This window comes from Microbispora triticiradicis (assembly GCF_005864065.1).
Lineage (GTDB): Bacteria > Actinomycetota > Actinomycetes > Streptosporangiales > Streptosporangiaceae > Microbispora > Microbispora triticiradicis.
The window spans coordinates 182,655-208,890 of the sequence record NZ_VANP01000005.1; the positions used below are offsets into that span (position 1 = coordinate 182,655).

General features: G+C 73.0%; 15 protein-coding genes. 6 read left to right on the plus strand and 9 right to left on the minus strand.

Annotated features, from left to right (window positions below):
• Nucleotides 1–154 precede the first annotated feature (154 nt).
• The 6 genes from FED44_RS14985 (at nt 155) to FED44_RS15010 (ending at nt 7,689) form a co-directional block, all read left to right on the plus strand.
• Entirely contained in the window at nt 155–1,606 is a 1,452-nt protein-coding gene (locus tag FED44_RS14985) for a sulfatase family protein (RefSeq protein ID WP_244301945.1), read from the plus strand.
• 303 nt (nt 1,607–1,909) lie between these two features.
• Nucleotides 1,910–3,259, plus strand: coding sequence for an ABC transporter substrate-binding protein (locus FED44_RS14990; RefSeq protein ID WP_111701014.1), 1,350 nt, complete (start codon nt 1,910–1,912; stop codon nt 3,257–3,259).
• An 84-nt stretch (nt 3,260–3,343) separates the two neighbouring features.
• A complete protein-coding gene (locus FED44_RS14995) occupies nt 3,344–4,318 on the plus strand; it encodes a carbohydrate ABC transporter permease (RefSeq protein WP_111701015.1) in 975 nt (324 codons plus the stop codon).
• Nucleotides 4,315–5,208 carry a carbohydrate ABC transporter permease gene (locus tag FED44_RS15000; protein WP_111701016.1) on the plus strand — a complete coding sequence of 298 codons (894 nt, stop codon included), beginning with the start codon at nt 4,315–4,317 and terminating at the stop codon, nt 5,206–5,208. Before FED44_RS14995 ends, FED44_RS15000 begins: the two co-directional genes overlap by 4 nt.
• A 41-nt stretch (nt 5,209–5,249) precedes the next feature.
• Nucleotides 5,250–6,641, plus strand: coding sequence for a GH1 family beta-glucosidase (locus FED44_RS15005; RefSeq protein WP_138461219.1), 1,392 nt, complete (start codon nt 5,250–5,252; stop codon nt 6,639–6,641).
• A gap of 28 nt (nt 6,642–6,669) precedes the next feature.
• The gene (locus FED44_RS15010; RefSeq protein WP_111701018.1) at nt 6,670–7,689 is read left to right on the plus strand and encodes a LacI family DNA-binding transcriptional regulator; all 1,020 of its coding nucleotides are present in this window, start codon (nt 6,670–6,672) and stop codon (nt 7,687–7,689) included.
• A 104-nt stretch (nt 7,690–7,793) separates the two neighbouring features.
• Here FED44_RS15010 and FED44_RS15015 read toward each other — a convergent pair whose 3' ends face one another.
• Genes FED44_RS15015 through FED44_RS37325 form a run of 9 tightly spaced genes read right to left on the minus strand, consistent with a single transcriptional unit; the run spans nt 7,794 to nt 26,145 of the window.
• Entirely contained in the window at nt 7,794–10,973 is a 3,180-nt protein-coding gene (locus tag FED44_RS15015) for a non-ribosomal peptide synthetase (RefSeq protein ID WP_138461057.1), read from the minus strand.
• Entirely contained in the window at nt 10,970–12,976 is a 2,007-nt protein-coding gene (locus FED44_RS15020; RefSeq protein WP_167521479.1) for a non-ribosomal peptide synthetase, read from the minus strand. Before FED44_RS15020 ends, FED44_RS15015 begins: the two co-directional genes overlap by 4 nt.
• Before the next feature lie 13 nt (nt 12,977–12,989).
• A complete protein-coding gene (locus tag FED44_RS15025) occupies nt 12,990–14,420 on the minus strand; it encodes a condensation domain-containing protein (protein ID WP_167521480.1) in 1,431 nt (476 codons plus the stop codon).
• An 8-nt stretch (nt 14,421–14,428) separates the two neighbouring features.
• Nucleotides 14,429–14,611, minus strand: a complete 183-nt coding sequence (locus FED44_RS15030; protein ID WP_111701022.1) for an MbtH family protein — start codon at nt 14,609–14,611, stop codon at nt 14,429–14,431.
• A 1-nt stretch (nt 14,612) separates the two neighbouring features.
• Nucleotides 14,613–16,484, minus strand: coding sequence for a condensation domain-containing protein (locus FED44_RS15035; protein WP_138461060.1), 1,872 nt, complete (start codon nt 16,482–16,484; stop codon nt 14,613–14,615).
• Complete coding sequence (locus FED44_RS15040; protein WP_182875282.1) at nt 16,481–16,792, minus strand: phosphopantetheine-binding protein; 312 nt, start codon at nt 16,790–16,792, stop codon at nt 16,481–16,483. The genes FED44_RS15035 and FED44_RS15040 overlap by 4 nt, the downstream gene beginning before the upstream one ends.
• Nucleotides 16,786–18,369, minus strand: a complete 1,584-nt coding sequence (locus FED44_RS15045; protein WP_138461061.1) for a condensation domain-containing protein — start codon at nt 18,367–18,369, stop codon at nt 16,786–16,788. Before FED44_RS15045 ends, FED44_RS15040 begins: the two co-directional genes overlap by 7 nt.
• Before the next feature lies 1 nt (nt 18,370).
• Complete coding sequence (locus FED44_RS15050; protein WP_138461062.1) at nt 18,371–20,005, minus strand: class I adenylate-forming enzyme family protein; 1,635 nt, start codon at nt 20,003–20,005, stop codon at nt 18,371–18,373.
• Nucleotides 20,002–26,145: a non-ribosomal peptide synthetase/MFS transporter gene (locus FED44_RS37325; RefSeq protein ID WP_244301947.1), complete on the minus strand. Its 6,144-nt coding sequence runs from the start codon at nt 26,143–26,145 to the stop codon at nt 20,002–20,004. Before FED44_RS37325 ends, FED44_RS15050 begins: the two co-directional genes overlap by 4 nt.
• Between the last annotated feature and the right edge of the window lie 91 nt (nt 26,146–26,236).

The following is a 26,236-nucleotide window of genomic DNA, read 5'->3' on the forward strand; positions in this document are numbered from 1 at the left end:
GGGGACGGGCCCCGCGTGAGCGCAATAGGAGTGGACAGGCGTGGCCGGGCCGGGGACGCATGTCACGGCGAAGCCTCCCGAACCGGACGCGGCACGTCCACAGGGTCACCCTGCGTGCGTTTCCGCAGGCGGGCAGGGGGATATGGTTGCTGCCGTGCCGCAACCGCGACGATCGACGAAGCTGTGGGCAGGGCTCGCCGCGGCGCTCCTGCTGGCTCTCGGGCTCACCGGCGCGGCCCGGGTCGAGCCCGCCCCGCCGGAGCACCGGCCCAACATCGTGCTGATCCTGACCGACGACCTCGACGCGGCGGATCTCAGCCGGTTCCCCAACATCGGCAATCTGCTGGTGAGTCAGGGCACCACCCTGTCGCGCTTCTTCGTCACCAATCCCTGGTGCTGTCCCTCCCGCTCCTCGATCCTCCGCTCGCAGTTCATGCACAGTCACCAGGTCGAGAGCAACCGGGCGCCGACCGGCGGGTTCACGAAGTTCCGGCCGCTGGAGGGGTCCACGATCGGGACGTGGATGCACGACGCCGGCTACCGGACCGCGCTCTTCGGCAAATATCTCAACAACTACCCTCAGGGAGCGCCGCGCACGTACGTCCCGCCCGGCTGGGACGACTGGGCCGTGCCGGTCACCCGCCTCTACCAGGAGTACGGCTACGCGCTCAACGACAACGGGACGATCCGGCGGTACGGCGACGCTCCGGAGGACTACCTGGAGGACGTGCTGAGCGCCAAGGCCGCGGCGTTCGCCTCGTCGGGAAGCGCACCGTTCTTCCTCTACCTCGCCCCCGTCGCACCGCACCTGCCCGCGCACCACGCGCCGCGTCACGCGGCCGCCTTCGCGGACGAGCAGGCGCCGCGCACGGCGTCGTTCGACCAGGCCGACCTGTCCGCCGAGCCCCGATGGCTGCAGGAGCGGACGCCGTTGTCCGACGCCGACGTACGCAGGATCGACCGGGTCCACCGCGACCGGCTGCGCGCGATGCTCGGCGTGGACGACATGGTGGGCGCCTTGGTGGACGCGCTCACCCGGGCGGGGCGGCTCGACGACACCTATATCTTCTTCACCTCCGACAACGGCTTTCATCTCGGCCAGCATCGGCTGAGGCCGGGCAAGACGACGCCCTTCGAGGAGGACGTCCGGGTGCCGATGGTGGTGCGCGGGCCCGGCGTGCCGGCCGGGGGCGTGATCGACGCGCTCGCCTCGTCCGTCGACCTCGCGCCGACGTTCGCCGAGCTGGGCGAAGCGTCCGTGCCGCTCTCCGCGGAGGGCCGCTCGCTCGTCCCGCTGCTGCGCGGGCTCGACGTGCCCTGGCGCGACGCCGTCCTGGTCGAGTTCTACCACCCCTCCTACTCACCGCAGTCGCCGCCGAGCTACGCCGTGCTGCGCACCGGCCGCTACGCGTACGTGGAGTACGAGACCGGGGAGCGGCAGCTCTACGACCTGTGGGAGGACCCGGCGGAGCTGCGCAACATCGCGGGCTCGGCGGAGCCGGGCGTCGTCGCCGTGCTGTCGGCCCGGCTGGCGCTGCTCCGGGCATGCGCGGGCATGACCTGCGCGCTGACGGACGCCGCGGGCGTCGGAGACGGCTCGGCATAACGGCGACTCCGGCCGCAGGTTAGGGGCAACCGGTATTCATTTCTGCCCATATGGTGATGGGAGCGCTCCCATGCGTAGTATGTACCGTAACATCCCATTTGAAGGCCCTAACCCCCCGTGGAGTAACAGTTAGGTTTCGGCATATTGACGCCCGCGTTGCTCATAGAGGACCCTTCGTGGGAGCGCTCCCAACAGTGCTCGCTCCTACAAGCACAACCATTGATCGCGGGCCGTGACGTCGGGGACCGGCCTGGGATGAACCTCCCAAGAGATTCGGGTACCACCTGAGAGGGGTCCGGAAGAATGTTCAACAACTCGCGCCGCGGCAGGCTGCTCGCGGTCGCCGCGGTGGCGGCGCTGACGCTCGGCGTCACCACCGCCTGCGGCTCGGACGACAAGCCCGCCGACAACGCGGCAGGCGGCTCCACCGCGGCGGCGGGTCCCGTGACCATCACGCTTCAGACGTTCGGCGGCGGCAAGAACTTCGGTTACAAGGAGGCCGTCGACAAGTGGAACGCCGAGCACAAGGACATCACGATCAAGTATGACAACCTGACCGACCAGTTCGAGCAGGTCTACTGGCCGCAGATGATCCAGTGGCTCCAGTCCGGCGCGGGCGCCGGCGACGTCGTCGGCATCGACGAGGGCGGCATGGGCCTCGCCAAGGCGCACCCCGAGTGGTGGGCCGACCTCGGCGAGTTCGGCCTGCAGAACCGCAAGGCCGACTTCGCGGACTGGAAGTGGGAGAACGGCGTCACCGCCGACGGCAAGCTGTTCGGCCTCGGCACCGACGTCGGCGGCATGAGCCTCTGCTACCGCCGTGACCTGTTCGAGAAGGCGGGCCTGCCGGCCGACCGCGACGAGGTCAGCAAGCTCTGGCCGACGTGGGACGACTTCGTCAAGGTCGCCCACAAGTTCCAGGACAAGATCAAGGACACCAAGTTCGTCGACGGCACCAACACGCTCTACAACGTGGTCCTGGTGCAGGAGGCCGCCAAGAACGGCAACGTCTCCTACTTCGACAAGGACAACAACCTGATCGTCGACAAGAACCCGGCGGTCAAGTCGGCCTACGAATTCGCCCAGAAGATCAGCCAGGAGGGCCTCACGGCCAAGCTGCGCAACTTCACGCCCGAGTGGAACACCGGCATGAAGAAGTCGCAGTTCGCCACCCTCGGCTGCCCGTCGTGGATGCTCGGCGCGGTGAGCGGTGACGGCGGCGCCGGACCGGACTTCAAGGGCAAGTGGGACGTCGCGGCGGTGCCCGGCGGCGGCGGCAACTGGGGCGGCTCCTGGCTCGCGGTGCCGAAGCAGTCCAAGCACCCCAAGGAGGCCGCGCAGGTCCTCGACTACCTGACCGGCAAGGAAGCCGAGGTCAGCGTCTTCAACTTCGCCGGCAACATGCCGAGCAACGTCCAGGCGCAGCAGGACCCGGCCGTTCAGGGCGCGAAGAACGAGTACTTCAACGACGCTCCGGTCGGCGACATCTTCGCCAAGTCCGCCTCGGCGCTTCAGCCGGTCTTCCTCGGCGTGAAGCACGCCCAGGTCAAGAACGCCGTCGAGTCGGTCGTCTCGGCGATCGACGACGGCTCGGTGCCGTACGCGAACGGCTGGAAGAAGCTGGTCGACGACGCAGTGAAGGCCGCGGGCTGATCCTGCCCGCCAGGTGAGCACCGGCCCGCCGCAGCGGCACCCCGCCGGCGGGCCGGTCGCCTGCTTTCACCCGAAAGGTAACTTATGAGCCTGCACGTCGACGCCGGGCGACCCACCCGCGCACCGATGCCGCCCGGCCGGAGGCACGTCCGGCCGAGATCGGGCCGGTCCTTCCTGACCTGGCTGGACCTCAAGGCCGCTCCGTACCTCCTGGTCTCTCCCTACTACCTGCTCTTCCTGATCTTCGGGCTCTTCCCGCTCGGCTTCACCCTGTACTACTCGTTCTTCGACTACGACCTGACCGGTACGGTCGAGTGGACGGGCCTCGGCAACTACACCGCCATGCTCGCCGACGCCGACTTCTGGAAGGCGGTCGTCAACACACTCGCGATGTTCGTCATCGCGACGGTCCCGCAGATTCTGCTGGCGCTGCTGCTGGCCAACGCGCTGAACAAGCGAATCAAGTTTCAGCTGTTCGTCCGGCTGGGCGTCCTGCTCCCCCTCGTCACCTCGGTCGTCGCGGTGGCGGTCGTCTTCACCCAGCTGTACGGCCGCGACTGGGGCGTCGTCAACTGGGTGCTGGGCTGGTTCGGGGCCGACCCCATCGACTGGAAGGCCCAGCGCCTCCCCTCCTGGATCGCCATCGCCACGATGATCGACTGGCGCTGGACCGGTTACAACGCGATCATCTTCCTGGCCGGCATGCAGACGATCCCCAAGGACCTCTACGAGGCGGCCTCGATCGACGGCGCGTCCCGGCGGCGCCAGTTCTGGCAGATCACGATCCCGATGCTCCGGCCCACGATGATCTTCGTGGTGCTGAACTCCACCATCGGCGGTCTCACGCTGTTCTCCGAGCCGACCACGTTCTACAACGGCAACGTCCACGGCGGCAGCGACAGCCAGTTCCAGACCGTCTCGATGTTCATCTTCGAGCAGGGCTTCCGCGAGTTCGACTACGGCTACGCCTCCGCGGCCGCCTGGCTGCTGTTCCTGCTCATCCTCGTCGGGTCGGCCATCAACTTCCTGCTCATCCGCCGGATCGGGGGCAACAAGTGACCACGCTCTCCGCGCCCGCCTCCACGCGGCGGCGCCGCGCCAAGGCGCCGGGAGGGGCCTCCGGCCTCTGGACCGCCACGCCGATGACGAGGCTCATCCTCGCGGTCACGATCATCATCTCGGCGTTCCCGCTGTACTACATGATCGTCATCGCCTCGCGCACCAACACCGAGGCGACCGACATGCCGCCGCCGTTCCTGCCGGGCGGCAACCTCGGGGAGAACATCCAGCGGGTGCTCACCAACCCCGACGCGCACTACCTGGCCGGTCTCACCAACTCGCTGATCATCGCCGCCACGGTGACGGTCTCGGTGGTGCTGATCTCGACGTTCGCCGGCTTCGCGTTCGCCCGGCTGAACTTCCGGGGCGGCAAGGTCCTCCTGCTGCTGGTCCTGCTGACCATGATGGTCCCGCTGCAGCAGATGGGCATCGTCCCCCTCTACCGCCTGATGGTCAGCCTCGAATGGGTCGGCTCGATCAAGGCGGTGATCCTGCCCTACCTGCTCAACGGGTTCGGCGTCTTCCTCATGACGCAGTACACCCAGCAGGCCGTGCCCAACGAACTGGTCGAGGCCGCCCGCGTCGACGGCGCGTCCACGCTGCGGATCTGGTTCAACGTCGTCCTGCCGGCCGTACGGCCGGGCATGGCGGTGCTGGGCATCAACACGTTCATGCTGATCTGGAACGACTTCATGTGGCCGCTGATCGTCCTGACCCCGGACAACCCGACGGTTCAGGTCGCCATCAACTCGCTCAACGCGAAGTACGGCACGGACTACGTGCTGATCTTCAGCGGCACGCTGATGTCGATTCTCCCGCTCATCGTCGTCTTCATCCTGTTCGGCCGACAGATCATCGGCGGACTCATGGAAGGTGCGGTCAAGGCGTGACAACGCAAGACACACGACCAGAGGCGGAGGCGGCCGGCCTGATGTTCCCCACCGGGTTCGTCTGGGGCGCCGCGACCTCCGCATACCAGATCGAGGGCGGGCTCTCCGCGGACGGGCGGGGCACCTCGATCTGGGACAGCTTCTGCCGTCAGGAGGGCCGGATCGTCGGCGGCGACCACGCCGAGACCGCGATCGACCACTACAACCGGTACCGCGACGACGTGAAGCTGATGGCCGACCTCGGCCTGACGGCCTACCGGTTCTCCGTCTCCTGGCCGCGGATCCAGCCGGACGGCTCGGGCGCGTACAACGCCAAGGGCCTCGACTTCTACAAGAGGCTCGTCGACGAGCTGCTCAGCTACGGCATCGACCCGTGGCTGACGCTTTACCACTGGGATCTTCCGCAGGCCCTGGAAGACGCGGGCGGGTGGCCCGCGCGGGACACGTCGAAGCGCTTCGCCGACTTCGCCGCGACCGTCCACGCCGAGCTCGCCGACCGGGTCAGGAACTGGAGCACGGTCAACGAGCCCTGGTGCTCGGCGTTCCTGGGGTACGCCTCGGGCGAGCACGCGCCGGGCAGGCGTGAGCCGGCCGCCGCGCTGCGCGCCGCGCACCACCTCAACCTCGCGCACGGCCTGGCCGTGCAGGCGATGCGGGCGCAGAACGCCGGCTCGCAGATCGGCGGGTGCGTGAACCTCTACCCGGTCACGCCGGCCACCGCCAGCGAGGCCGACCAGGACGCCGCCCGCCGCATCGACGGGCTGCAGAACCGGTTCTTCCTCGACGCGCTGCTCAAGGGCGCGTACCCGGAGGACGTGCTGGCCGACCTGAGCCACATCTCCGACATGTCCTTCATCCAGGACGGCGACCTGGCCGCGATCGGCGCTCCGCTCGACATGCTGCTGGTCAACTACTACAGCCGCTTCACCGTGTCGGGCGCCCCCGGCGGCGCCGTGTCGGCCGCGGCCGCCCCGACCGACTCCGGGTCCCCGTGGATCGGCAGCGAGCACGTCGGGTTCGTCAACGCCGGCCGCCCGGTCACCGCGATGGGCTGGGAGGTCGACGACAGCGGGCTGTACGAGACGCTGCGGCGGCTCGCCGACGAGTACCCGCGCGTCCCCCTCTACATCTCCGAGAACGGCGCGGCGTACGACGACGTGTTCGGCGAGGACGGGACCGTGCACGACCCCGATCGCGTCGCCTACATCGAGGCGCACCTGCGCACCTGCCACGCCGCCATCGAGTCCGGCGTCCCGCTCCAGGGCTACTTCGCGTGGTCCCTGATGGACAACTTCGAGTGGGCGTGGGGATACGGCAAGCGCTTCGGCCTCGTCTACGTGGACTACGAGACCCAGGCGAGGACGATGAAATCGAGCGCGTTGTGGTATGCCGACACCATCAGGCACGGCGGCCTGCTGGGTCGGGCACAATAAGCGCAGACGCGATAAGGGGGCAGTATAGATGAACGGGGACCGCCGTTCCGGAGGTCGGCCGACTCTGGAAGCGGTCGCCGCGCGTGCCGGTGTCGGCCGCGGCACCGTGTCGCGGGTCATCAACGGCTCACCGAAGGTGAGCGACCGTGCCCGCGACGCGGTGTTACTGGCGATCCAGGAGCTCGGCTACGTGCCCAATCGGGCGGCGCGTACCCTTGTGACCAACCGGACCGACACCATCGCCCTGGTGGTGTCGGAATCGGAGCAGCGCGTCTTCGACGAGCCGTACTTCGCCGGGCTGATCCGCGGGATCGGCTCGGCGCTGGGCGAGACCGGTCTCCAGCTGATCCTCACGATGGCGCAGAACCGCGCCGAGCACGACCGCCTGGAGCACTACCTGACCGGGCAGCACGTCGACGGCGTCCTGCTCACCTCGGTGCACGGCGCCGACCCCCTGCCGGGACGGCTGGAGGATCTGGGCGTCCCCACGGTGCTCGGTGGCCGGCCCGTCGGGCTGAACCCCTACAGCTTCGTCGACATGGACAACCGCGCGGGTGCGCGGCAGGCGGTCAAGTATCTGGTCTCCAAGGGCCGGAGCCGGATCGCCACCATCGCCGGTCCCCAGGACATGGGCGTGGGTGTCGACCGTCTGGCCGGGTACCGCGACGCGCTGCTCGCCACCGGGATGAGCGAACGGGTCTCGTACGGCGACTTCTCCGAGGAGAGCGGCTCGGCGGCCATGCGTGAGCTGCTGGCCCGGCATCCCGATCTCGACGCGGTGTTCACGGCGTCCGACCCCATGGCGGTCGGGGCGCTGCGCGTGCTCAAGGAGAACGGCATGGTGGTGCCGGACGACGTCGCGCTGATCGGTTTCGAGGACTCGAAGGTCGCCCTGCACACGGAGCCGCCGCTGACCAGCGTGCACCAGCCGACGGAGGCGATGGGCCGGCAGATGGTCCAGCTCCTGATCGCCCGCATCAACGGCGAGCCGCTGGAGCAGCCGGTCGTCATACTCGACACCCACCTGGTGATCCGCGCCTCCGCCTGACGGGAGCCCTACCGCGAGACCGCCGCACACCCCCCGGGGTGTGCGGCGGTCTCGTTTCGCGTGCTTGCGAGGCCGTGCTTGCGAGCCCGTCCTCTGAGCAGGGCTCAGCCGTCGGCGGACGAGAGCAGGCGCTCGGCCTCCTCCTCCGACATGCCCTCCAGCTCGGCGACGAGCAGGTCCTCCAGCGCGACCGCGAGGTCGGCCACGGTGCGCCGCTCGAAGATCGTCCGGACCGGCACCTCCACCCCGGTCGTACGGCGCAGCCTGGCCGCGATCCGCGTCGCGAGCAGCGAGTGCCCGCCGAGGGCGAAGAAGTCGTCGTCCGCGCCGACGGAGGCGACGCCGAGCAGCTCGGCCCAGACCTCGGCCACCAGCAGCTCCGCGTCCGTGCTCGGCGGTACGTGCCCGGCCGACGGCCCCCGGACCGGCGCGGGCAGCGCCGCGCGGTCCACCTTGCCGCGGCTGGTGAGCGGCAGCGCGTCGAGACCGACCCAGGCGGTCGGGACGAGATGCCGGGGCAGGGTCCGCGCGAGGTGCGCGGCGAGCTCCTCCCCCGTCGCGGTCCCGGTCACGTACGCCACGAGTTCCTCGGCGTGGACCGTCACGAAGGCCTGGCCGACCCCAGGATGGTCGAGCAGCCGCGCCTCGACCTCGCCCGGCTCGATCCGGAAGCCGCGCACCTTGAGCTGCCCGTCGAGCCGCCCGAGGAACTCCAGCTCGCCGGCCTGGTTCCAGCGTGCCCGGTCTCCGGTGCGGTACCTGCGCGCTCCCGGCGGCCCTGCGGGGTCGGGGACGAAGGCGGCGGCCGTGAGCGCGGGGCGGCGCAGGTAGCCGCGGGCCACGCCGGCTCCGCCGACGACCAGTTCGCCGATCGCGCCCTGCGGGACCGGGACCCCGGCGGCGTCGAGCAGGTGGACCGTCGTCGCGCCGACGGGCCGGCCGATCGGCGGCCTGCCGTGCGGCGCCGCGCCGAGGCCGGCCCGCAGATCGGCGCCGAGGTCGGCCCACGTCGCGATGACCGCGGCCTCGGTCGGGCCGTAGGTGTTCAGCAGGCGGACGCCGTCGCCGAACCGGCGGCGCCAGCGCGTCACGGCGCCGCCGGACGCCTGTTCGCCGCCGATGATCACCAGGCGGAGCGCGGGCGGCCAGGCGATCTGGTCGATCTCCTCGACCAGGTGGTGCCAGTAGGCGGTGGGCAGGTCGAGCACGGTGATCCGCTCCCCGCCCGGCGCGGCCAGCAGGTCGGGCAGCGTCGCCGCCCCGCCGGGGAGCAGCACCAGGGTCGCTCCCGCGGCGAGGGCGGGGAACACCTCTTCGAGGTGGGTGTCGAAGCTCAGCGACGCGAACTGGACGACGCGGTCGCCGGGCGTCAGGCCGTACTCGCGGCGCATCCACCGGATCCGGGCCGCGATGGCGCGGTGCTCGACGGCGACGCCCTTGGGGCGGCCGGTGGAGCCGGAGGTGGAGATGACGTAGGCGACGTCTTCCGGCCGTGTCTCGTACGGCCCGTCCGGCTCCTCTCCGTCCGTGCGCCGTTCGCCGGCGGCCGCCTCTTCCTCGGCGAGCCCGCCCGCCGGGTCGACGGCGGTGAGCCCGGCGGGCGGCGTACGGGTCGTGATCACATGCGTCGCCCCGGCGTCGGCGAGCGAGAAGGCCATCCGCTCGTCCGGCTCGTCCGGCTCGAACGGCAGGTAGGCCGCACCGGCCCGCCAGACGGCGAGCAGCGCGACGATCGCCTCGGCCGATCGGGGCAGGCGGACGCCGACCACGTCGCCGGGTCGGACGCCGGACCCGCGCAGCGCCGCGGCGAGCCGGTCCGCCCGCCGGTCCAGCTCGCCGTACGTGACCTCGGTCTCCCCGCAGACCACGGCGACGGCCTCGGGCGTGCGGCGCACGGTCTCGGCGATCATCTCGGGCACCGTCGGCCCGGGGACGTCCGCGCCGTCACCGGCCAGGGTGCGGATGTCGGCCTCGTCGTCCCCGGTCCAGACGCGCAGCTCGGAGATCCGGCGGTGCGGCTCGTCGGCGACGGAGGCGAGCAGGAGCAGGAAGCGCTCGGCGAGCCTGCGGACGGCCTCCGCCTCGTGCGGGGAGCCGCTGGACCCGTCGTGGCCGAACGACACGGTGATCCCGGCGCCGTCCCGCCAGGCCTCGGTGTAGAGGCCGAGCTTCACCTGCCGGAAGCCGTCGGGGAAGAAGCCGACGGACAGGTCCCCGAAGGGGCGGGTGGGTCCCGTGTCCTGCGTGTGCAGGATGAACACGGTCGGCATCAGCGCCTGGGCGGGGTGCCCGATCCGCTCGAACGGCACCGAGGTCTTGCTCATCGCCGTCAGCGCCTCCCGCCCGGTGCGCCGCAGCAGCTCGCTGAACGCGGGATCCCCGCCGAGGTCGCCGCGCAGCACGACGGTCTGCGTGAGGTAGCCGATCAGCGGCTCCAGCTCGACCCGCTCGCGCCCGGCGACGACCGTCCCGACGAGGACGTCGTCGTGGCCGGAGTGGCGGTGCAGGAGCACCTGGTAGGCCGCCATGAGCACGGTGAACAGGGTGGTCCGGTGCTCGCGGGCCAGCCGGTCCAGCCGGTCCGCGACCTCCGGGCCGACCCGGACGATCTGGAACCCGCCCTGCCCGTGGCCCTCACCGCTCTCCGCGCCGTCGGCGTCCCCGCCGCCGATGCCCCCGATGCCGTACGGCAGGTCGGCCGGCGGCGGATCGGCCAGCCGCTCCTGCCAGTACGGCACCGCGCGCTCGGCGCGGCGGCGCTGCCAGCGGGCGTAGTCGGACGGGTGGACCGGCAGCGGCGCCAGTTCCGGCGCGCGGCCGCGCAGCCGCGCGGTGTAGCACTCCGCCAGGTCGTCGAGGAGGATCCCCAGCGACCAGCCGTCGCCGATGATGTGGTGCATCGTGACGCACAGGACGTGGTCCAGCGGCCCGATCCCGATCACCGCCACGCGCAGCGGCACGCCCTCCGCGAGGTCGAACGGCGCGTTGACGCGCTCGGCGACGAGCCGCCCGGCGTGCTCCTCGCCGGTCGCGGCCGGCCACGCCACCGGCGGCGGGGACCCGGCCGGTTCCGCGACCGCCCAGGGGACGCCGTCCTCCTCCTCGAACCGGGTGCGCAGGCCCTCGTGCCGGGCCACCACGTCGGCGATCGCCCCTTCGAGGGCGTCCCGGTCGAGGGGGCCGCGCAGCCGGCGGACGAGATACATGGTGTAGGAGGCGTCGCGCGGATCGAGCTTCTGCAGGAGCCAGAGCCGTTCCTGGTCCGGCGACAGCGGCGCCCTCATCGGTCCGACATCCCGTCGAGCACGGCCGCGAGGTCCTCGGCGCTGAGGCCGTCGAGTTCGTCGCGGAGCGCGGCGATCTCGGCGAGGTCGAAGTCGTCGTCGTCGAGCCGGTCCATCGCCGCCGCCAGCCCGGCCACCGTGGGGTTCTCGAACAGCTCCACGATCGGCACCGCGATCGCGAACCGCGCCTGGACCCTGGCGATGATCTGGGTGGCGGTCAGCGAGTGCCCGCCCAGCTCGAAGAAGTCGTCGTCGACGCCGACCGGCTCCGCGATGCCCAGCACCTCGCCCCACAGCGCCGCGAGGTCCTCCTCCAGCGCCGTGGACGGGGCCCGGTACGGCCGGCTCCCGGCGCGGGTCCACTCGGGCGCGGGCAGGGCGCCGCGGTCGAGCTTCCCGTTGGGCGTGAGCGGCAGGGCGTCCAGCACCACGAGACGCGCCGGCACCATGTATTCGGGGACGCTGCGGCGCAGCCGGTCCCGGAGGGAGGCCCACAGGCCCGCCTCGTCCGCGTCCGCTCCGGTTTCCCGGAAGGTCTCCCCGGCCGCGGTCTCCACCGCGACCTCTCGGGTGACGTGCTCTCCGGCGGCGCGCACGACGTAGGCGACCAGGCGCGCGAGGCCGTCGGGGCCGGCGTGGACGCCGACCGCAGCGCCGGCCACCTCCGGCGCGGCCCGCAGCACGGTCTCGATCTCGCCCAGCTCGATCCGGAAACCGCGCACCTTCACCTGCTGGTCGGCCCGGCCGAGGTAACGGAGCCTGCCGTTCTCCAGCACGGCCAGGTCTCCCGTGGCGTACAGGCGGGCCCCGGGCGTGCCGGAGAAGGGGTCGGGCCGGAACCGGTCCGCCGTCTGGCCCGGCATGCCGCGGTAACCCCTGGCCAGGCCGGCTCCGCCGATGTGCAGCTCCCCCGCCTCGCCGGGCGGCACCGGACGCCCGTCGGGCCCGAGGATGTGCACGGTCGTCCTGCCGATGGGCTCACCCAGGTCGATGGGGGCGGGCAGTCCGCTCTCGTCGGTCAGGGCGACCCGCCCGGCCGTCGACCAGACCGTCGTCTCGGTCGGGCCGTACACGTTCCAGAGCCGGGCGCCGTCGGTGAGGAGGGCGTCGGCGAGGTCGCGGGGCAGCGCCTCGCCCCCGCACAGCCGGGTCGCGATGTTCCCGGGGACGCCGCCGGACTCGATCAGGATGCGCCAGCTCGCCGGGGTCGCCTGCATGATCGTGACGGCGTCGGTCACGGCGCGCGACCGCAGTGCCCGGCCGTCCGTCGTCTCGTGCGCGGACGCGACGACGACCCGGGCGCCGCAGGTCAGCGGCAGGAGCAGCTCCAGCACGGAGATGTCGAACGACAGCGTGGTGACCGCGAGCCAGGCGTCGCGCGGGGTGAGCTCCAGCAGGGAGGCGAAGGACTCCAGCAGGTTGACCACCGCGCCGTGCGGGACCGCGACCCCCTTGGGCCGGCCGGTGGACCCGGAGGTGTACATGAGGTAGGCGAGATCCCCCACCGGCCCCTCGCCGTCACCGTCGCCGGCACCGTCCTGCCCCCGGCCCGCGACCGGCACGCCGTCCCACGCCAGCTCGACGACGTCCGGGACGCCGTCGAGCAGCCGGGAGTCGACGCCCTGCCCGGCCAGCACCAGCCGGATGCCCGCGTCCTCGCGCATGTGACGGAGCCGGTCCTCCGGGAACGCCGGGTCGAGCGGCACGTACGCGCCGCCGGCCCGCCACACGGCGAGCAGCGCGACGACCATGCCGGGGCACCGCTCCAGGCACAGGCCCACCGGCGTCTCCGGTCCGACGCCGCGGGCGCGCAGCAGCGCCGCCAGCCGGTCGGCCCGGTCGAGCAGCTCCCGGTACGTCAGCACGCCGCCGTCGCCGCTCACGGCGACCGCGCCGGGGCTCTCGTCACGCCACCGGCGGATCAGCGCGAGCGCCGTCGCGGCGTCCGTTCCCGGCTGCCCGGCACCCGAGGGAGCCGGCACGCCGCTCACCGCGTCACTCACTGTCATGCACCTTTCAATTCGAGAACGCGCCGCTCAGCGCGGACAGACGGGTGTCCGGGTCGGCCCCGGCCCGCCGTACGACCTCGGCGAAACCCCGCACGAGGCGGCGCGCGGTCGCGGGCGTGAACAGGTCGGCGCTGTAGTCGAAGACGCCGCCCAGCCCCTCCGGTCCGCGCCACAGGTCGAGCGAGACCTCGGACTTGGTGTGGCTGGGCGGGATCGTGTGGACCTCGGCGTCGAGGTCGGCGAACCGGGTCCCCAGCAGGTCGTCCTTGGGCAGGTCGCTGTGCAGGTTGAACATGGCCTGGCACAACGGCGGCCGGCCGACGTCGCGGGGGACGCGCAGCGCGGCCAGGATGTGCTCGAACGGCACGTCCGCGTGCCGCATCCCGGCCAGGGTCGCCTCCCGCACGCGGTCGAGCAGCTCGTGGAACGCCGGATCGCCGGACAGGTCGGCCCGCAGCACCAGCGCGTTGCCGAAATAGCCGATCAGCGGAGCGAGCTCGCTGCGGGTCCGGCGGGACACCGGGACGCCGACGCAGAAGTCGGTCTGGCCCGAGGCCAGAGCCAGGGTCGCCTGGTAGGCGGCGACCAGGGCCATGAAGGACGTGCAGCGCCGTTTCCTGGCCACCCGCTCCAGCGGGGTGACCTCCTCCGGCGGCAGCAGCAGCTCCTCGCGCGCGCCGCGCCCCGACCACCGGGACGGCCGGGGATGGTCGGCCGGCAGGTCGAGTGAGGGGGCTCCGGCCAGGCGGCCCGCCCAGTGCTCCACACCCGCCGTGTGGTCCCGCCGCCTCTCCTGTACGGCGAAGGCGGAGTACTGCATGGGCAGCTCCGCCAGGACGGGCTCACGTCCCTCGCGCGTCGCCGCGTAACACTCGGCGAGCTCGCGCATGAGCACGTCGAGCGACCAGCCGTCCACCACTATGTGGTGCAGGACGATGCACAGCACCACATCGTCCTCTCCCCGCCGGGCCACGCCGACCCGCAGGGGAGGCTCGTTCTCCAGGTCGAACGGGCGCTCGGCGAACTCCCGCAACGCCTCTTCGACCCCCGTCCCGTCGGGACCCGCCTCGCCGGAGGTCGCGAGGTCCTCCACCGGCGTCGGCGCGGGCGGCAGCACGACCTGCACGGGGGCGTCCCCGCGCAGCCGGAAGCGGGTCCGCAGCACCTCGTGCCGCTCGGTGACCCGGGTGAACGCCGCGGCCAGCGCGGCCGTGTCGAGCGGCCCGCGCAGCCGTACGGACCAGGGCAGGTTGTAGCTGGTGTCGGCGGGGTCGAAGCGGCTGAGGAACCACAGGCGCTCCTGCCCCGGCGACAGCGGCCACTCCTGCCCGCCGGGGTCCGCCGCGCCCCCGAGGGAGCGCAGTAGCGCCGCCCGGCGCTCGGGGGGCAGCCCGGCCAGCTTCTCGATCAGCGCCGCGCGGCGGTCGGCGGTGGTCATCCGCCCGGTCATCTGCCGCGTACGCTCAGCGGGCGCATGTCGGTCCACACCGTCTCGATGTGGTCGAGGCATTCCTGGCGGGTGCCCGTGAAGCCGGTGGGCCGCCACCCGGCGGGCGGCTCGCGGTCGCTCCACCACACCGAATACTGCTCCTCGTCGTTGACGACCACGAGCATCGGGGATTCGGTCATGTCACCTTCCCAAAGCAGTCATTGCGGAAGAAGGGACCCGGCCGCCGCCCTCCATGAGGCGGGGGCAGTCCGGCCAGCCGGAGGGGCAGGCCGGCGGCGCCGGGCACAGCACGTAGTGCCGGGGGGCGAGCACGCCGGTGCGACCGGCCGCGGCCCGCATCACCGCGGCGTGGACGGCGTCGGGCGTGTCCAGCCCGGGACGCGCCACGAGATAGCCGGTCAGCCGGGGCGGCCCGTCGTCGCCGGGCTCCACCACGACCGCGGCCGGCCCGGGTGCGCAGACCCGGCGCAGCAGCGCCTCGGTCTCCGGCAGGTTCACCCAGTCGGGACCGATCCGCGTCCATCCGGCGGGGCGCCGCACCGGGTCCAGGCCGGCGACCTCCGCGACCCGGTCCAGCTGCACGTCCGCCGAGACCGCCCGGACCAGCAGCTCCTCCAGGCCGCCGAGCATCCGCTCGGCGACGCGCCCGGGCAGGAAGGCCGTGTCCACCAGGACGAAGAACTCGCAGGTGGACGGGGCCGGGCCGGTGGCGAAGAAGATCTTCGCCTTGACCTTCGAGTAGGCCCCGACGAAGAACGTCCTGGTGCGGCCCCGGAGCGCGGCGAGCGCCGCGGCGTCCCCGGGGTCGACGTCCGGCAGGCCCGACCAGCGGCCGCCCTGCCGGACGTCGTTGAAGAACGCGTCCAGGTCGATGTCGGCGCCGCGGTTCCACGCCTCCGCGTCCCGGGCGGCGAGCACGAGCGAGGGGTCGTAGTGCCCGTTCCGGTAGGTCGCCATGGTCCTGCGGTGCCCCGGCCCCAGCGCCTCGGCGAAGGTGCCGGCCACCGGATCGCCGCGCCCCGGATCGACGGACCCCGGATCGCCGGCGCCCAGGTCGATGACGCAGAGCCCGTCCTGTGCGGCCGGCCCGGCCATCGCCCCCGTACGGAGGTGGTGCCGGTTCGACACGATGAGCTGCAGCGCGGCCGTGGAGTGCCCGGTGACGGCGGCCAGCAGGGCGGCGCTCGCGACCGTGAGCACGCTGGAGGTCGTCACGCCGTGCCGGGCGGCCAGCGCCTCGGCGGCGACGGCCGCCGCCGGGGAGTCCATCCCGTAGCGGACGAAGCGCGGCTCCTCCGGCTCCCGCTCGGGAAAGTCGAACATCGAGCGCGGCGCGGCCGCCAGACCGCTCCGCCAGTGACGCAGCGCCTGGGCGCCGGGCGGCGGGTCCGACCGTTCGAAGGCCGCCTGGTCGAGCGGCTGCCACTCCGGGACGGGCAGGTCCTCCCCGGCGACGAGCCGCGGCCACTCCGCGGCCACCATGTTCAGCGACCAGCCGTCGAGCGCGAGATGGGACAGCGCGAGCGCCAGCGCGCGCGGCCGGCCCCTCAGGCAGACCACCGCGCACCGGACCGGCAGCTCGGCCGCGTAGTCGAACCCGGTCGCGGCCAGCTCGGCGGCCAGCGCCTTGGCCGCGGTCATGGGCTTCGCCGCCGCCTCGTACACGCCCACGGTGAGCCGGCCTTCCCGCCTCACCCGCTGGACGGTCCCCGCCCCGGCGCCCGCCTCTGTGCCCTCCCCGGCGCCCGCCTGCGTGCCGGTCCCGGGGCGCGCGCCCTCCCGGACGTACGCCGTGCGCAGCGTCTCGTGCCGCTCGACGAGGCGTCCGACGGCGCGCAGCACGGCGTCGAGGTCGGCGGCGCCGGTCACCGGCAGGGTCCAGGGCAGGTTGAAGTAGGGGTCGCCGTCGTCCAGCCACTGGGTGGACCGCCAGATGCCCTGCTGCCCCCAGGTCAGCGCGGCCTGCCCGCCCCGCGTGCCACGGAACTCCACGGTGCGGGGCGGCAGCGCGGTGAGGCCGGGCGTCCGCGCCGCAGGCGGGCTGCCGGTCACCTCCGCTGCCCGCCGGGGTGCCCGTCGTCGTGCCCGCCGCTGTCGCCACCGCCGTCACGGTCCCCGGCACCGTCCTCGCCGGTGTGCGCGGCGATGTGCCCGGCCAGGCCGTCGAGCGTGTCGAGGTAGCCGCCGTCCAGGTCGACGTCGCAGTCGAACTCGGTCTCCACCATGTCGATCAGCCGGAGGTAGGCGAGCGAGTTGAGGCCGAGCGCGGGCAGGCTGCAGTCGGCGGCCAGCACGTCGGCGGCGGCCAGGTCCCCGCCGCTCGCCTTGGACACCAGCTCGGCGAGGCGTTCCCTCAGCATGCCTCCTCCCGCAGGAGGGCGACCTCCGCGGCGACCCCCGCGATCGTCGGCTCGTCGAAGAACAGGTCGAAGGACAGCTCCACGTCCATGCGCTCGCGCACCTTCGCGATGATCTCGACGATCGTCAGCGAGTGCCCGCCGAGGTCGAACAGGTCCTCGTCCGGCCCGATTTCGGGCCGTTTGAACACCTCGCTCCAGATCTCCGCGACCTCCGCCAGGTAGGGCGTTGCGTCCGCCTCGCCGGCGCGCGGCACCGCGGCCGGCTCCGCCTCGGTCCGTACGGAGGACGGCCCGGCCGGGACATCGACCGTGACCTCGACCGGGGCCGGCAGCGGCAGGTGGGAGATCTCGGTGTCCGGGGCGGTGGCCACCGCCTCCAGGAGGGCGAGCAGGTGCTCGACCAGGGACTCGCAGCCGGAGCGGCTGAGGATCGCCGGGTTGAACTGCAGCCGGGCCGTGATGCCGTCCGGCGCGTCGACCACCTGCAGGTGCAGCGTGCCGCGCACCGCGTGGTTGAACGACATCCAGTCGACCGACGCCGCCACGCCGGGGAACTCCGGCGCGCTCCCGTCCCGCCCGCGGTAGCTGACCGAGACCGGCGTCAGCGCGGTGCGCGGGCTCACGCCGCCGACCGCGCGGGCGAGCGGCACCTGCCGGAACCGGTAGACGGCCCGCAGCTCGCCGCGCACCGACCGGGCGAAGTCGGCGAACGTCCCGCTCGGGGTCCCGGCCCGCACCGGAAGCTCGTTCACGAAGAGGCCGATGTGGTCCCGCGTCTCCTCGGTCCTGGTGGACAGGTCCACCGACACCGCCGCGTCCTCGTTGCCGTACGCCGCCAGCAGGGTGTGCACGGCGGTGAGCACCAGCTCGAACCGGGTGACGCCCATCTTCTCGGCGGCGACGGCGAGGCCCGCGGGAAGGGCGAAGTCGACCGCCTCTCCCGCGGCGGCCCGGGTGGACACCCCCGACAGCCCGGGGAGCCGCAGGTCCTGCCGGTCCTGCCAGCGGTCCCGCCAGAACGCGGCGGCCTCGTCGAGCAGTTCGGCCACCCGGGCGTTCTCCCGCTCGACGGCCTCGCCGTACGTCAGCGGAAGGACCGGCAGCGGCAGCCCTGCGTAGGCGTCGGCCAGGCCGCGCACCAGGAGGTCCTTCGACATGCCGTCGAAGACCGCGTGGTGGGCGACGACGACCAGGAGGTGCCGCTCTGGCGCGAGCCGGAAGAGCCTGAACCGGGCCGTCGGGCCGGTCCCGAGGTCCAGGTCGAGGGACGCCTCGCGGTCGACCAGCTCGCCGGCCTCACGCCCGGCGGCGTCCTCGAACCCGATCGGCGGCGGAACGGCGGCCAGGGCGGGGCGCAGCACTGCGTCCCGCTCCGCCAGGGCCGTGGCCAGCTGGGGATGCGCGCCGACCACGTCGTGGCAGGCGGCCAGCAGCCGGTCCGTGTCGAGAGGGCCGTCGAAGCGGATGGCGAGCGGCATGTGGTACACCTGACCGCCGCAGCCCATCCGCTCCGTCACCCACATGCCGTGCTGTGCGAGGGACGCCTGCTCCCCCTCGCCCGTGAGCGTCGGTGACATCTCACTCGCCTTCTTTGCTGATCGTGGAGTCGCCCAGCAACGTGAGCAGTTCCTTCTTGATGACCTTTCCTGACTGGTTCCTGGGCAGGTCGTCGACCACGAGGATGCGTTCGGGCAGCTCGTGCCAGGCCAGCCGGTCCATCAGGAAGGCGCGTACCTCGCTCGCCGACAACCCCTGCCCCGCCCCCGGAACCGGCCCTGAGACCGGCCCTGAGGCCGGCCCCGGAACCGTCGCCGCCACCGCTGCGGGGCCCGACCTGGCGACGACCGCGGCGCCCAGCACGGAGCCCAGCACCGGGTGCGGGAGGCCGAACACGGCCGCCTCGGCGATCCCCGGATGCTCGTACAGCGCCGCCTCCACCTGGAGCGTGGACACCTTGTACGCGCCGGTCTTGACCACGTCGCTCTCGCGGTCGACGAGGTAGAGGTAGCCGTCGGCGTCCACGTATCCGACGTCGCCCATCCGCACCCAGCCGTCGCGGAACGCGCGGGCGCTGGCCTCCTCGTCGCCGTAGTAGGACCTGCTGGCGGCGGGCGACCGCATCCACACCTCGCCGGTCTCCCCGGGCGGGAGCGGGTTGCCCTCCTCGTCGGCGATGCGCAGCGACCCGTCGAACGCGGGCCGTCCCAGCGCGGCCGGCCGGGCCCGGTCGTAGATCATGATGGTCTGGGCGGGGGCGGCCTCGGTGGACGTGTAGTAGTTCGTCACCGTCGCGTTCGGGAAGGCCGCCGCGAGCCGCTCCGCCAGGGCGGGGGGCAGCGCCGCCGCCGCCGAGCCCAGCAGCACCACGCCGGACATGTCGTGCCGCTCGTGCAGCCCGGCGTCGAGGAGTTCGACCGCCATGGAGGGCACCAGGAACACGGTGCCGGGACGGTACGTCTCGATGAGCCGGGCGAACCTGCCGGGGGTGAACCGCGCGGGGGTCAGCACGGTGGGCCGGGCGTCCAGCGCGTTGATCAACATGGTCTGGCCGGCGTTGGTGCCGATCGGGAAGGCGTGCAGCAGGTGCCGCGAGTGGGCGAACCTGCGGTGCCTGGGCTGCGTGACGCACCCGTAGGCGAGGTTGGCGTGGCTGGCGCCGACCCCCTTGGGCCGGCCGGTCGTGCCCGAGGTGTAGAGGATCTGCGCCAGGTCGCCGGGCCGCACCGGCGGCGCGGCCGGGCGGGAGCCGGGCCCGGCGACGGACTCGAGCTCCGCCGGGGTCGCGGTCCAGGGCTCCGGCGCCGCCGGGCCCGGAGCCGCGCCGGAGCGGTCCGGCGGCAGGGAGAGGTCCCGGCCGAGCAGCACCGCCGACGCCGAGCAGTGCCCGATCATGTAGCGGATCTCGGCCGGCGCCAGCCGGTCGGACATCGGCACGGCCACCGCGCCCGCTTCGAGCACCCCGCAGAACGCCACGGCGAAGTCGATCCAGTCGCGGCTGCCGAAGTGCACCGCCACCCGGTCGCCCGGGGCGACGCCCCTCTCCGCCAGCCCGGCGGCGAGCGCGGCCGACCTGCGCTCCCACTCCGCGAAGGTGAGCGTCCCCTGCCCCTCCACGATCATCGCGACGCCGTCCGGCTCCTGCTGGGCGCGCAGCCGCAGCAACTCCGGCACGGTGAGCGTGGGCGTCCTCCGCGTCCTCGTCGTGCGCGTCATACCTGCTCCTTCTCGGCTGCCCGGCCGGACGTGAGGGTCGACACGGGGGCCGGCTCACCGGCCGGCTCAATCGGGGCGGCCGCGTCGAGCAGCGCCCGTCCCCGCGCGGGCCGGACGTCCACCGCACCGTCTGCCGGGCCGCCTGCCGGGCCGTCTCCCGCACCGTCCTTCCGGCCGGCGCCGGCCGCCCGGACCGACGCCATCCGCCGGGTCAGGGCCTGGTAGCCGACGACGTCGTCCGGCAGGGCGTCGGGCACCTCGTCGTCGAACCGGCGCAGCACCCCGATCCGCATGCCGACCAGTGCCACGGCGGCGATCGCCAGGGCGAAGCAGGCGTACATGAAGCCGATCCCGCGGCCGGGCCCGGTGCCGAGCACCGCGCCCACCGTCCCGGCGAGCGGTCCGCCGGGGGCGAGCAGCGGCTCGAAGACCTGCGCGCCGTACGGCGCGACCAGGCCGAACCCGATGGGCAGGGTGGACCAGGCGACCAGCGTGTTCAGCGCGATGACCCGGCCGTGGAACCGCTGCGGCACCTTGACCTGGATGATCGTGGCGTAGACGCCGTTCAGCAGGGTGAGGCACAGCGACATGCCGAACGCCCCGGCGGCGATCGGGAACAGGTCCGCGCGCAGCCCGGTCAGCAGGCAGAACACCGACAGGGCGAGCGTGGACAGCAGCACGCCGTGCAGCCTGCGGCGGCGCGGCCCGCCCCAGGCGGCCATGGCCAGGCCGCCGAGGAAGGCGCCGAGCCCGCCCGCGAACGACACCCGGCCGACCTCCGCCAGCGACGCGAACGACAGCACCAGCGGCGAGATCATCAGGAACAGCGGGGACAGGAAAACGTTCAGCACCGCGAAGTAGAACAGCATCGCGCGGAAGCCCCGGTTGCCCCAGGAGTGGCGGATGCCGCCCATCATCTCCGCGAGCACGCTCTCCCGCCGCTTCCACGCCATCGTCGCCGGGAAGCGGACCAGCAGGATGGTGAGCGTGGCGACGGCGTAGCTCGCCACGTCGATGACGAGGATGCCCTCCAGCCCGATCGCCGCCATCAGCCCGACGGCGATCAGCGGCACGATGAGCTGCGCGGTGCCGGCGGCCATCTGGACGACGCCGTTGGCGTGCCCGAGGAACCGTTTCGGCACGAGCTGCGGGATCGCCGAGCCGTACGCGAGCCGCTGGAAGGTCAGCGCGATGGACAGGCACACCAGCAGCGGATAGATGTGCCAGATCTGCAGGTTGCCGGTCCACAGCAGCACCCCCAGCGCGAGCTGGGTGCCGCCGGCGGCCAGGTCACCGGCGAGCATGACCCTGCGCCGGTCGAACCGGTCAACGATGGCGCCGGCCAGAGGTGCGACGAGCATGCCGGGCAGCAGGCCGAGCACGGAGAACAGCGCGAACCTGGCCAGCGACCCCGTCGTGAGATAGATCCACAGCGGGATGGCGAACTCGGTCAGCGCCGAGCCGGTGATCGAGACGAGCTGGCCCGCCGCGACGACGAGGAAGCGGCGCATGCTGGGAGGCGGGCCGACCCGTGGAGACGAGTCCGCCGAACCGGCCTGCCCGTCGCGCCCCGCCCGCCCGTCCTGCGCCGCGCCCGCGGAGCCGTCCCGACCGGCGGCTTCCGGACCGGCGGGTTCCGGACCGGCGGGTTCCGGACCGTCGTGACCGATGCCGTTCACGCCGTTCGCCGCGGTCTCCGCCGGGCCGTCATGAATGACACCGTCCACGCCGCTCCGACCGGTTGCGGCAACCTGGGCCTCGGCTTCGGGTCGTCGTGAGACGCCCTGGAGCCACCAGGTGCGGGTCTCGTCCCGTTCCATCCCCTCGGTGCGCCCGGAGGCGAGGGCGGCGTGCGTGCCGGTGACGATGTCGGCCAGCTCGGTGTTCCGGTATCGCAGGAAGAAGTGCCCGGCCTCGTCGAGCACGACGCACGCCGTCTCGTCCGACAGGCAGTGCCACTCCTTGTAGCGTTCCTGGTAGAACTCGGCCGCCGGGTCGCGTTCGCCGACCACGGCGATCACCGGCGCGCGCAGCGCCGGGCCGCCGCCCTCCTCGAAGATCCGGGTGAAGTACCGCTCGGCGGCGCGGGTGCCCTCCCGGCGGTTGCGCACGATCAGCTTGATCTGCTCCCGGCCGAGGTCCTCGACGTCGAGCCCGGCCGCGGTGAGCATGTTCACCCGCTGCTGGTCGCTGGTGAGGTGATCGAAGAACGTCCCGATCCAGCTCATGCCGCGACCCGGCCGGGCGAAGGGGAACACGCCGCCGAGGTACAGCGCGTCCACTGTGTGGCCGTCCGCCTCCAGTTTCCGGGTGATCTCGGCGGACAGCATGACGCCGAGGCCGCAGTGGCCGTACAGAACGAGCGAACCGCCGTTACGGTCCATGATCTCGGCGATCTCGGCCACGCAGCCGAGGACGACCTCGTCGAACGGCCGGGACTCCTCGCCCAGTTCGTGGCCGGGCACGGCGACCGAGTAGAGCGCCCAGTCGGCGGGCAGCGCGTCGGCGAGCGGCTGGTAGACGACCGCGCTGCCCCCGCCGTACGGCACGCAGACCAGGGTGGTGGTCGCGGTCCGGGCGGGGGTGAGCCGGTGCAGCAGGGAGCGCGGCACGTCCCCCTCGGCCGTGAGCAGCCGGGCCAGCTCGCGGACGGTGCGGTGCTTGAACACGTCGAGCACGGTGACCGGCCGGTCCGGGTACGCCCTGCGCAGCCGGGCGATGACCCGCATCGCGAGCAGCGAGTGGCCGCCCAGCGCGAAGAAGTCGTCGTGCGCCCCCACCCGCTCGACGTCGAGCACCTCCGCCCAGACGCTCGCCACGTCCTCCTCGGGACCGGGCTCCGGGGCGACGTACTCGGCCGCCGGGACGTCGGCCTCCGGCTCGGGCAGGCGCGAGCGGTCCACCTTGCCGTGCGACTTGAGCGGCAGCTCGTCCAGCCAGGCGTACCTGGAGGGGATCATGTACGCGGGCAGCCGGTCGGCCAGCCAGGCGCGCACGGCCGCGGCGCCGGGCCGTTCCCCGGGCCGTTCCCCGGGCCGTTCCCCGGGCTCGCCGTCCGGTGCGCTCCCGGGTGTGGTCCCGGCGGCCGGTCCGGCCGTGCCTCCGGCCGTGCTTCCGGTCGCGTTTCCGGCGGCGGGGACGAGGTAGGCGACGAGCTGTTCCCCGCGTGGTTCGACGACGGCCTGGGCGACGTCCGGGTGGTCGGTCAGCACCGACTCGATCTCGCCGAGCTCGACGCGGTAGCCGCGGATCTTCACCTGCAGGTCGCGGCGGCCCAGGAACTCGAGGTCGCCGGAGTCGGACCATCGGCCGAGGTCCCCGGTGCGGTACATGCGCGCCCCGGGCGGGCCGTACGGGTCGGGGACGAACCGGTCGGCGGTGAGGCCCGGTCGGTTCAGGTAGCCGCGGGCCAGCCGGTCGCCGCCGAGATAGACCTCGCCCGGCACCCCGGCGGGGACCGGCCGCAGCCGCTCGTCCAGCACGTACGCCCGCGCCCCGGGCAGCGGCGAGCCGATCGGCAGGCTCACGCTCGCCTCGGCCGGGCCGTCGGGAGCCGGGAGCCGGGCGACGTCGTAGGTGGTCACGCCGACGGTGGCCTCGGTGGGCCCGTAATGGTTGACGACCCGGCAACGGCTCGTCGCCGCCAGCTCGGCCGCCCAGCCGCGCGGGGCCGCCTCGCCGCCCAGCAGCAGCAGCTTCCTGGGCAGCAGGTCGGCCGGTCCGGCGGCGGCGAGCTGACCGGACGCGGGGAGGGTGGCCTCGCTCACGGACGCGAGCAGAGTGGCGAGGTGCGACGGTGTGATCTTGAGGTAGTCGATCCCGGTCCGGCGGAAGATCTCCGCCAGCTCCGGGCCGGCGGTGCGTGAGGGCACCAGATGAAGGGTGCCGCCGGTCATCAGGCACAGGTAGAAGACCGTGACGCCGAAGTCGAAGGCGAGCGACTGGAGCAGGGCGAAGGACGAACCGGGTTCCACCTCCAGCCTCTCGCGCACTCCGGCGAGGTAGACCAGCACCTCGTGGTGCTGCACGGCGACGCCCTTGGGCCGCCCGGTGGTGCCGGAGGTGTAGATCACGTACGCGAGGTCGCCCGGCGTCCCGGTCTCCCCGTCGGCGGCGGGCGGCTCCGGCGCGCGGTCGTCGTCGAGGTACACGGGGGTGACGTCGTCCGGGAGACGGTCCAGCAGGTCGGCGCTGGTGACGACGAGGGCGGCCCCGGCGTCGGCCAGCACGTAGCCGAGCCGGCTCTTCGGGTGCTCCGGGTCAAGCGGCAGATAGGCGGCGCCGGACTTCAGCACGCCGAGCACCGCGACCGCGAGCCCGGTGGACTGCTCCAGGCAGATCGCCACGCGGTCGTCGCGGCGCGCGCCGAGCGCGCGCAGCCTCCGGGCGAGCCGGTCGGCCGCCGCGTCCAGCTCGGCGTACGTGAGAGCGTCGTCGCCGCACACGACGGCGGTCGCGGTCGGAGTGCGGGCCGCCTGCGCCGCGATCACCTCGTGCAGGCTCACGGCGTTCCACTCGTGCGGACGCGCGGCGATCGGCTCATGCGCATGCTCGGCGGCCGGCGGCTCAGCGAGCCGCGCCGGGGCCGGCTCTTGCAGGTACGCGGCAATCGGCTCGTGCGGACGCGCGGCGGTCGTCTCGTGCGGACGCGCGGCGGTGGGCTCGGGTGACGCCGGGGTCGCACCGGATACCTCGGCGGCGGGCCCGTCCACCGGCACGCCGGCGAAGCCGAGCACGCGGCGCCGCTCCGCCTCCGGGAGCAGCTCCAGGTCCGACACCCGCGTGTCCGGGGCGGTGACGATCGACCTCAGCAGGTTCTCGAAGCACTCCGCGAGGCGTGCGACGGTGGCCGGGCGGAACAGCTCGGTGCGGTAGGTGAGGTTGCCGTGCAGGCCGTCGCCCAGATCCATCAGGTACAACCCGAGGTCGAACCGGCTCGCGGTCACCTCGAACGGATAGGCCGACAGGGTCAGGCCCTGCCCGCGCAGCGGGGCCGACCGGTAGTTCTGCAGCGCGAACATCACCTGGAACACCGGTGACCTGCTCACGTCGCGCTCGACCCCGAGCTCGCCGACGAGCCGGTCGAAGGGCAGCTCCTGGTGGGCGTAGGCGTCCAGCGCCGTCTCGCGCACCCGGCCGAGCAGCTCGGTGAAGGCCGGATCGCCGGACAGGTCGGCCCGCATCGGCAGCGAGTTGATGAAGAGGCCGACCACCCGCTCCAGCTCCGGCAGTTCGCGCCCGGACACCGGGGATCCCACCGCGAAGTCGTCCTGACCGGAGTACCGCGCGAGCAGCACCTCGAACGCGGCGAGCAGCGTCATGTACAGCGTCGCGCCGTTGGCCCGGCCCAGCTCGGTCAGCGCGTCCGCGAGCGCGCGGTCGAGCACGAAGCGGTGGGCGGCGCCCGCGGCGCCCTGCTCCGGCGGGCGCGGCAGGTCGGTCGGCAGCTCCAGCGGCGGCAGCCCGGCGAGCCGCTCCCGCCAGTAACGGACGTCGTCGTCGTGGGTCCGCCCGCGTTCCCACACCGCGTAGTCGCCGTACTGCACCGTCGGGGCGGCGAGATCGGCCTCGGTCCCGGTCCGGTACGCCTCGTGCAGGGCGAGCAGTTCCTCCATCACGATGTCGCAGGACCAGCCGTCGGTCACGGCGTGGTGCATCGTCAGGACCAGCACGTGCTCCCGGGCGCCGAGCCGGACCAGGAGCACCCGCAGCAGCGGGCCGTTCGCGAGGTCGAACGGCCGGTCCAGCTCCTCCTGCACGATCTCGTGCACGGCGGCGGCGTCGCCGGACACCCGGAACCCGACCGGCGGATCGTCGTCCAGCACGATCTCCGGGGTGCCGTCGTCGGTGGTGACGAACCGGGTGCGGAGGCTCTCGTGGCGCCGGGCGACCTCGGCGAGCGCGCGCTCCAGGGCCGTCTCGTCGATCTCGCCGCCCTCCAGCCGTACGGCGAAGGCGACGGTGTAGGCGGTGGTGCCCGGCGCGTACTGCTCCAGGAACCACAGGCGCTCCTGGGCGTGCGAGAGCGGCGGGTGGGTGCCGGCCGGGCGCGGCGGCACGGTGACCCTCGCGGCTTTCCCGGCCTTGAGCCGCTGCGCCAGCAGGGCCTGCTTGGCAGGTGAGAGACCGGTTCGGGTCACGGCGCCGGCACCTCGGGTGAATCCTGCGTTATGAACATGGCATTCCTCTGTGCGCTTCGCGCACCGGCACGCCGGCGGGCCGGTGCGGATA

Coding starts and splice junctions, on each gene's coding strand:
- FED44_RS14990 (WP_111701014.1), top strand. CDS start 1,910: ATGTTCAACAACTCGCGCCGCGGCAGGCTGCTCGCGGTCGCCGCGGTG.
- FED44_RS14995 (WP_111701015.1), top strand. CDS start 3,344: ATGAGCCTGCACGTCGACGCCGGGCGACCCACCCGCGCACCGATGCCG.
- FED44_RS15005 (WP_138461219.1), top strand. CDS start 5,250: ATGTTCCCCACCGGGTTCGTCTGGGGCGCCGCGACCTCCGCATACCAG.
- FED44_RS15010 (WP_111701018.1), top strand. CDS start 6,670: ATGAACGGGGACCGCCGTTCCGGAGGTCGGCCGACTCTGGAAGCGGTC.
- FED44_RS15015 (WP_138461057.1), bottom strand. CDS start 10,973: ATGAGGGCGCCGCTGTCGCCGGACCAGGAACGGCTCTGGCTCCTGCAG.
- FED44_RS15025 (WP_167521480.1), bottom strand. CDS start 14,420: ATGACCACCGCCGACCGCCGCGCGGCGCTGATCGAGAAGCTGGCCGGG.
- FED44_RS15030 (WP_111701022.1), bottom strand. CDS start 14,611: ATGACCGAATCCCCGATGCTCGTGGTCGTCAACGACGAGGAGCAGTAT.
- FED44_RS15040 (WP_182875282.1), bottom strand. CDS start 16,792: ATGCTGAGGGAACGCCTCGCCGAGCTGGTGTCCAAGGCGAGCGGCGGG.
- FED44_RS15045 (WP_138461061.1), bottom strand. CDS start 18,369: ATGTCACCGACGCTCACGGGCGAGGGGGAGCAGGCGTCCCTCGCACAG.
- FED44_RS15050 (WP_138461062.1), bottom strand. CDS start 20,005: ATGACGCGCACGACGAGGACGCGGAGGACGCCCACGCTCACCGTGCCG.